Origin of the sequence: Streptomyces sp. ICN903, assembly GCF_022015835.1 — a bacterium.
GTDB lineage: Bacteria > Actinomycetota > Actinomycetes > Streptomycetales > Streptomycetaceae > Streptomyces > Streptomyces fenghuangensis.
The window spans coordinates 1-4873 of record NZ_JAKMAY010000372.1; the positions used below are offsets into that span (position 1 = coordinate 1).

6 protein-coding genes are annotated in these 4873 nt (G+C 73.5%); 5 read left to right on the forward strand and 1 reads right to left on the reverse strand.

Annotated features, from left to right (window positions below):
• The first annotated feature begins 58 nt into the window (after positions 1–58).
• Together L7D48_RS25825 and L7D48_RS25830 are read left to right on the forward strand one after the other, a co-directional pair.
• Positions 59–985: an ABC transporter ATP-binding protein gene (locus L7D48_RS25825; protein ID WP_237883035.1), complete on the forward strand. Its 927-nt coding sequence runs from the start codon at positions 59–61 to the stop codon at positions 983–985.
• Positions 986–999: 14 nt separating this feature from the next.
• The gene (locus L7D48_RS25830; RefSeq protein ID WP_237883037.1) at positions 1000–1737 is read left to right on the forward strand and encodes an ABC transporter permease; all 738 of its coding nucleotides are present in this window, start codon (positions 1000–1002) and stop codon (positions 1735–1737) included.
• A gap of 46 nt (positions 1738–1783) precedes the next feature.
• Here the strand turns inward: L7D48_RS25830 and L7D48_RS25835 are convergent, their stop codons facing one another.
• Positions 1784–3457, reverse strand: a complete 1674-nt coding sequence (locus L7D48_RS25835; protein ID WP_237883039.1) for a bifunctional 3-(3-hydroxy-phenyl)propionate/3-hydroxycinnamic acid hydroxylase — start codon at positions 3455–3457, stop codon at positions 1784–1786.
• Between the two features lie 223 nt (positions 3458–3680).
• On the opposite strand from L7D48_RS25835, the gene L7D48_RS25840 reads away from it, so the two are divergent.
• The 3 genes from L7D48_RS25840 to L7D48_RS25850 all read left to right on the forward strand — a co-directional run.
• Positions 3681–3845 carry a thiazolylpeptide-type bacteriocin gene (locus L7D48_RS25840; protein ID WP_237883041.1) on the forward strand — a complete coding sequence of 55 codons (165 nt, stop codon included), beginning with the start codon at positions 3681–3683 and terminating at the stop codon, positions 3843–3845.
• Between the two features lie 248 nt (positions 3846–4093).
• A complete protein-coding gene (locus L7D48_RS25845) occupies positions 4094–4258 on the forward strand; it encodes a thiazolylpeptide-type bacteriocin (RefSeq protein ID WP_237883043.1) in 165 nt (54 codons plus the stop codon).
• A 91-nt stretch (positions 4259–4349) separates the two neighbouring features.
• Positions 4350–4873, forward strand: a 524-nt coding sequence (locus L7D48_RS25850) for an AMP-binding protein (protein WP_237883045.1), incomplete at its 3' end; no start/stop codon positions are given.

Sequence of the window (4873 nt, forward strand, 5' to 3'; positions counted from 1 at the left end):
CCTTTGGCCCCCCGACGTCCCGGCCCGCCGCCGAGGCGGCACCGTAAGGAGCGAACCCATGTCCCAGACCTCCCTCGCCGCACCGCAGCCGTCCCCCACCGCGGACCCGGACACGGCCCCGGCGGTGCTGGCCCGCGCCTCGGGCGTCACCCGCCGGTACGGCGACCACACCGCCCTGGACGCCGTCGACTTCGAGATCCGCCGGGGTGAACTGCTCGGCCTGCTGGGCCCCAACGGCGCCGGAAAGTCCACCCTGGTCAGCCTGCTGACCGGCCTGAAGCAGGTGACGTCGGGCCGCTGCGAGCTGTTCGGCGGCGACCCGCGCCGCCCGGAGAACCGGCTGCGGATCGGCGTCACCCCGCAGGAGACCGGGCTGCCGGAGACCCTGCGGGTGGCCGAGGTGGTCGACTTCGTGGCGGCCCACTACCCGGACCCGGTCGACCGCGGCGAGCTGCTGGACCGGTTCGGCCTGTCCGACCTGGCCCGCCGCCAGACCGGCGGCATGTCGGGGGGCGAGAAGCGCCGCCTGGCCGTGGCGCTGGCCTTCGTGGGCCGTCCGGAGCTGGTGTTCCTCGACGAGCCGACCACCGGCCTGGACGTGGAGTCGCGCAAGGCGCTGTGGGACCGGGTGGCCGACTTCCACGCCGAGGGCGGCACCATCCTGCTGACCAGCCACTACCTGGAGGAGATCGAGGCGCTGGCCGAACGCGTGGTGGTGCTGGGCCGGGGCCGGGTGCTGGCCGACGACACCGTCGGCGCGATCCGCGGGCTGGTCCGCGTGCACCGGGTCAGTCTGACGGCGGGCGATCTGCCGAAGCTGCCCGGGGTCGTCGCCGAGCACCGCGAGGACGGCCGCGTCCATCTGATGACCGGCGATCCGGACCAGCTGGTGCGGGAGCTGGTGAGGCGGGACGTCGCCTTCTCCGGGCTGGAGGTCCGGCCCACATCGCTCGAAGAAGCCTTTCTGACCATCACCGGATCCTGAAGAGAGCCGCGACCATGGCACTGACCCTCGTCCACACCCGCTACCAGCTGCTGCGGACCATCCGCATCCCGATCGCGCTGGTCGGCTCGGCCTTCTTCCCGGCCGCCTCGATGATCTTCTTCGTGGTGCCGGCCGCCGGTGACGACCCGACGGGCGCCGTCTACGCGACCGCGTCGATGGTCGTCTTCGCCTCCATCATCAGCAACCTCTTCGGACACGGCATCGGTGTCGCGGAGGACCGCGCCCAGCCGTGGGACCCCTACACCCGCACCCTGCCGGTCGGGCTGTTCCCGAACTTCGCCGGGCGGATCATCACCGGGCTGATGATGATGCTGCTGTCGATGCTGCCGGTGGTCGTCATCGCGGCGGTGTTCACCGAGGCGTCCGTCACCGTCTGGGAGTTCCTCGCCGGGCTGGTGGTGCTGATCGTCGCCTCGCTGCCGTTCATGCTGATGGGCCTGGCGATCGGCTACCTGCTCTCCACCAAGGCCGCGCTGGCCGTGGTGCAGATCATCTTCTTCCCCCTGGCCTTCGCCGGCGGCCTGCTGTCGGCTCCCGACGCCGCGCCCGGCTTCGTCAAGGCCATCGCCCCGTACGTGCCCAGCCGGGGCGCCGTCGAGCTGATGTGGGCCGCGGTGGGGGACTTCGAGGTCAACCCCACCGCGGTGGTCTCCCTGGTGGTGTGGACGGCGGCCGTCGGGGCCGTGGCCGTCTACGCCTACCGCCGGGACGAGGGGCGCCGCTACCGCTGACGCCCCTCCCGCTCCCCCCGGCCCCCGGGGCCGTGCCCGTCCGGACTCAGCGCCCGGCGGTCGCGGCCCCGGGGGCCGCCGGCGTTGTGCGCAGCCCCTCGGCCGCAGCGTGCAGCAGCTCTCCTGTCCCCGCGAGGTCGCGGGCGGCGCCGAAGACGTGGAAGTCGGGGCGCACCAGGGCCGCGCGGGCTCCCCAGGCGGCCAGCCACTCGTGGTAGGCGCCCCCGGTGTCCACGGCGGTGACCGCCCCGGTGGCCGTGGAGGTGCCGGCGGAGGCGTCCGCGGTGCCGGGCGGCAGCAGCCGGACCGGGCGGGCGCCCAGCCGTTCCAGCGCGGCGCGCGGGCCGCCGCCGTACTCCGCCGGGTCGTCCCGGGTCAGCAGCACGAAGCCGCCCCGGGCGATCTCGTCGAACGGCACGCGGCCGCCGCGGCCGTCCGCGACCGGGGCCTGCGGCAGGAGCACACCGGCCGGACCGGCCGGCCCCTTCGGGCCGCGGTGCAGATAACCGCCGGCGAGGGCGTCGGCCCGGGTGTCGGCGGACGAACCGGCGGATGTCCCGTCGCGTCCCCGGCCGCCGAGCATCCTCCGGTCGCGTTCGGCCGCCGCGGCCGGGTCGGTCTCGCAGATGAGGCGGCCCAGACCGACGGACATGCCGACGATCTGCCGCACATGCGGGCGCCGCTCCCGCTCGTAGGTGTCGAGCAGCTCCTCCCCGGCCGCTCCCGCCAGCACCAGATCGAGCTTCCAGGCCAGGTTCGCCGCGTCCCGGAGGCCCGAGCACATCCCCTGCCCGGCGAACGGGGGCATCTGGTGGGCCGCGTCGCCCGCGACGAGCATCCGGCCCCGCCGCCAGCGCCGGGCGACACGGCCGCGGAAGGTGTAGACGGCGTGCCGCTCCAGGGTCGCGTTCCGGTCGTCGACTCCGAACAGGGACAGCAGCCGCCAGGCGTTCCGGGTGGTGCCGAACTCCCCGGCCGGTTCGTGGGGCATCCTCATGAACTCCCAGCGGCGGTGCCCCGGTCCGGCGGAGACGGCCACCCTGGGCCGGGCCGGGTCGGCGATCTGGAGGTTGAGCGGGGGGAAGTCCTCCGGCCGGTGCGGCACCACGTCGCAGGCCATCCAGTCCAGGGCGAACCCGAAGTCCTCGCACCCGGTGCGCAGGCCGTGGTCGCGGACGAAGCTGTTGGCGCCGTCGCAGCCCACCGCCCAGCGGGCCGTCAGCACCCGGCGCTCACCGGACTCCACGTCCTCGGCGACGAGTTCGACCGCCCCGTCGCGTTCGGCGATGCCCACGGCCCGGTGCCCGCGCAGCACCCGCAGCCCCGGCAGCTCCCCGCCCCGGCGGGTCAGCGCCTCCTCCAGGCCCGGCTGGTACATGGAGGTGGAGTCGGGCCAGCCGTACGGGCCCGACGGGCGCAGCGGCACACGCAGCAGTTCCTCGCCGGAGGCGTTCTCCACCACGTAGTCCCGGGACGGTTCGCCGATCCGCCGGATGTCGCCGGCGATGCCCGCGGACGCCAGGACGCGGGCGGCCGGGCCGTCGAACGCCACCGCCCGCGGCATCGGGTACGGTCGCGGCCACCGTTCGACGACGGTGACCTTCCGGCCCCTGCCCGCCAGCAGCGCGGCGAGGGTCTGGCCGACCGGACCGTGGCCGACGACGAGTACGTCGGCCGTGTCGCCGGGCCCTTGGGGAGCGGATGCGGACGGAGGGTTCATTCCTTCTCCCGAAGACGAAATCCGGTGAACCGGCCAAGGTTATACCGGCACTCCGAGCGCATACCGGGCAAAACCTTCGGTGCCGCTCACGAAGTGACCCGCGTAAGCAGGTTCATGATAAATGTCAGGCGACCCTCCGGAAGTACTGCACGGTACGGGAATTCCCCATCAGGATTGCCCCGCCGGCCGATCGGTCGGCGTCGACCACCGAAAGGAATTCGACATGAGCCCCGTTGCCGAGACCGAGATCTTCGACTCCTTCGACGTCGAGGAGCTCGAGGTGCTCGAGGTCTCCGACAGCGTCGCCCTCCCGGAGATGGGCGCCTCCAGCGGCGACAGCTTCTGCTGCTCGTCCTCCTCCTCGTCGTCCTCCTGCTGCTGCTGCTGAGACACGGCGGAACCGGTCCGGCCCGTCCGCCCCTTCCGCGGGGCGGGCGGGCCGGTGCCGCAAACAGGCGGAAGCAGGCCGTCCGCTTACCCGGCCGGGGTTCCGGCGACACCCGCGCAGTGACCTATGCAACCGGGATCGTGATAAATGTCAGGCGACTCCCCGGAATTGCGCACGGCGCGGGAAAAATGATTCAGCATTGCCCCGCCGGCCGATCGGCCGGCGTCGACCACCGAAAGGAATTCGACATGAGCCCCGTTGCCGAGACCGAGATCTTCGACTCCTTCGACGTCGAGGAGCTCGAGGTGCTCGAGGTCTCCGACAGCGTCGCCCTCCCGGAGATGGGCGCCTCCAGCGGCGACAAGTTCTGCTGCTCGTCCTCCTCCTCGTCGTCCTCCTGCTGCTGCTGCTGAGACACGGCGTACGGCGTAACGCGTGTCCGCCCTGCTCGCTCCCGGCAGGGCGGACACGCCCCGGCACGGCCCCACCGCTGATTGGATCCCCGTGGCACGCGTCTTCCCCATCCACGTTCCCCCCTCGTGGGCACGGCACGAGCACTACGCGCGCAGAGTCCTCCACGCCCTGTCGCGGAACCCGGACCGGGTGGTCCTGCGGTGGCGCGGGGAGTCGTTGACGGGCGCCGGACTGGCCGCCCGCGTGCACGCCGCCGCGCGGACGCTGGACGCCCTGGGCACGGGACGCGGCGACACGGTGGCGGTCCTGACGCGGACCAACCACCCGGCCATGCTGGTCGCCCGCCACGCGGCGCACCTGCTGGGCGCCGCGGTCGTGTACATCCGCTCCCACAACCCCCGCTCGGACGCCGTGGAACTCCCCGCGGCCGTCCAGGCCGAGATGCTCCGCGAGTGCGGTGCGCGGTTCCTGGTGTGCGACGGTACCCACCTGCCCAGAGCCCGCGAACTCGCCCGCGACCCGGGCGGACGCCCGCTGCTGGTGGGAGCGGACGCCGGCGCCGCGGATCTCGCCGCCCGGCTGGACGCCCCGCCAGAGCCCCGCACCCCCGCGGC